We start from the raw sequence: 2,737 nt of genomic DNA, 5'->3' as shown, positions 1-2,737 counted from the left end.
TGCTCTTTATCCTTGCCTGCGATGTCGCTGTAGCCCAGCGTGTTGGTGTCCAGCTTGAGGTTGCCGCTATCGGACGCAATCAATGCGCCGTCGAGTTGAGTGTGGTTCTCGGTGCGGATGTCGACCTTGTCTTTGGCCGTGATGCGGGTCTGTTCCTCGATCCAGTTCTTGGAGCCATTGGTCTGGCCGTACCCGACCGAGCCGCTGACGCTGCCGCCAAAGCCGACCACGACAGTTGCGCTGAGGTCGAATTCCTTGCCTTCGACTTTCCCGGTGTCCGGCAGGGATGTGACGTTCAGGTCGCGACCTACGCGTCCGACGACATCGTTGCCGCGCAGCGTGGCACCGGCAATGTTGGTGTCCTGCCCGCTGGTGAAACCGAGCTGATTACCGGCGTACAGGTACGCTTCCTGCTGCTGTTTGCCTTCGCGCTCCAGGTCGCCTTTGCCGATGTTGACGCTGGCGTAAACACCGATGCCTCCCGGACCGATGGCGATACCAGCTTCCCCGCCGGCATTTTTACGGGTGTTTTCGGTGGAGCTGTCGTTCTGGGCTGCCTTGATGTTGAGGGTGTTGCCGGCATTCAGATTGATGTTTCGCTCTGCCTGGACCTGAGTGCCGATCAGGTTAAGGTCATTGCTGGCCTTGAGGTTGACGTCACGACCTGCCTGCAACGTAGTAACGGTCGAGGCCTCCTGACTCTGATCACCCTTGGCGATGCCGCTGCTGCCGCCCACGCCGATTTTGAGCCCGCCACTGCTGCTGCCGTGGATACCACTCCAGCTTTTCTGCTCGCTGGTTTCCTGGCTGTAGCTGCCTTTGGCGGCATCAAGCGTGACATCCCGGCCTTTGATGTTTATGTCGCGGCCAGCCTGCAATTGGCCACCGCTGATCTGAACATCATTGCTCGCAGAAATGTTCAGGTTGTTGCCTGCGTCCAGCGTCGAGGCGCGGTTGGTCGTTTCGACCACTTGCTGGCTGGTGCCCTGCTTGCTGTTACCGAACTTTCCATCGCCCGTCGGGCCAGACAGGAACTGCGAGGTGCTGTCTACTGCCTTGAGCGTGCTCGATCCCTTGCTCGTGGCGTCCTCACCCTTGCCTGCGCCGCTGATGGCGTCCTTGGTGCTGCCATAGTTGTGATCAATGCTCGCACTCAGGCCATTGCGTGAGTTTTCACGTTGTTGTTCAACTGTCCTGGATTCACGTGCGGCATCAATCTTGATGTTGCGCCCGGCAGTCAGATTGATGTCATTGAGCGCCTGAAGGTCAGAACCTACCTGATTGATGTCGCGCTTGGCGTTGACCGTGAGGTCTTCACCCGCGCGGACCTGGCTGGCGGCAGCGCTCTGTTGCTCAAGGCGGTTGTTTTCCTTGGTGCGATCAACGCCTGCGAAGAACGTCACGCCATTGGCGTTGGAAGACACGCCAATGCCAGACTGCCTTTTCTTCTCCCAGTCCTGATTGGAGTTGGTGCTCTGTGCGGCCAGAATGTTGACGTCCTGACCCGCATTCAGACTGACGTTTGCACCTGCGTTGACGCTGCTGCCGATAACATTGATGTCGCGCTCGGTCTGCAGACTTACATTGCCTGCAGCATTGATCTGGCTGCCTACACTGGTGCTGCTCTGCGCTTGGCCACCAGCTTCTTTAGCCGATGAGATGGACAGGAATCCGCCAGACACTGAAAGACCGGTTTTCTTCTTGTACTCGTCGCTGTGGCTGGAGGCTTCGTCGTTGGCAGAGAGCAGATTGATGTCGCCGGTTTTATCCAACAGCCCGGCTCGGAGGTCCACATCATTGCCTGCGCCGATGTTGCTGGCACGCAGTGTGATGTCCTTGCCTGAAGCCACTACCACATCGTTGCCGGCATTCAGCTCACTGGCGACTTGGGTAGAGCTGGTCTTCAGCTCGCTTTTTCCACTTTTGGACACGCCAAAAGAGCCGGATTTACTTTTCTGGCTGTAAGCACCCTGCTCATCGACACCCGAGAGTACGGTCACATCGTTAGTGGCGCCGAGAATCAGGTCATTGCCTGCCGAAAGACGGCTGCCAATGACACTGACGTCATGCCCACCGTTGATGCTGACGCTGCCGTCAGCAGCCTTGGTGGTATTAATGGTGAGGTCTTGCCCTGCATTGATGACCGACGCTACGTTGCTGCTGTCGTAGCTTTCCTGCTGCTTGCTGCTACTGCGTCCGAACGAACCTTTGCTCTTTTTGGCATAGAAATACGAGCTTTCGTTCTGAGCTGATGCAATGGTCAAATCTTGCGCAGCATCAAGAGCAACGTTGCTGCCCGCATTGATGCGGCTGGCAATGATGTCGAGATTCTGCCCCGCCTGCAAAGCCACACTGCCGCCCGCTTTCAGGTCCGCAGACACCTGGCTGACATGATCTTCCTGCNGTTCATCAGCCGCCGAGGACAGGGTCAGGTTTTCCGTTGCGGCCATCGCGATGTCGCGTTTGGCGTCGATGCTGCTAGCGATCACGTTGATGTCGCGGCCGGCCTGGGCCGTCAGGTCGCGTCCGGCGCTGACTGTGGAGCCCAGTTGCGTAATGCTGGAATTACTGGAGTTCACGCCGCGTGTCTGGCCGCTCTCGGTCTGGGCCGAGTCGATAGCGACGTCACGGCCCGCAGAGATGCTCAAATCACGACCAGCCTGCAACACGCTGCCGGTGTTTTTCACGTCACGACCCGCTTGCAGGGTCATGTCGTTAGCCGCTTCGATACGTGCCG

Annotated in this window: 1 protein-coding gene; it reads right to left on the bottom strand. The window is 58.2% G+C overall.

The features are described 5' to 3' along the window. A partial coding sequence (locus tag AO068_RS24340) for a hemagglutinin repeat-containing protein (protein ID WP_177342412.1) occupies positions 1-2,737 on the bottom strand: 2,737 nt, incomplete at both ends.

Source organism: Pseudomonas sp. ICMP 3272 (assembly GCF_001466905.1).
GTDB classification, from domain to species: Bacteria; Pseudomonadota; Gammaproteobacteria; order Pseudomonadales; family Pseudomonadaceae; genus Aquipseudomonas; species Aquipseudomonas amygdali.
Note: the sequence above shows the minus strand (reverse complement) of the source record. Positions and strands in the feature narration are given on the sequence as shown.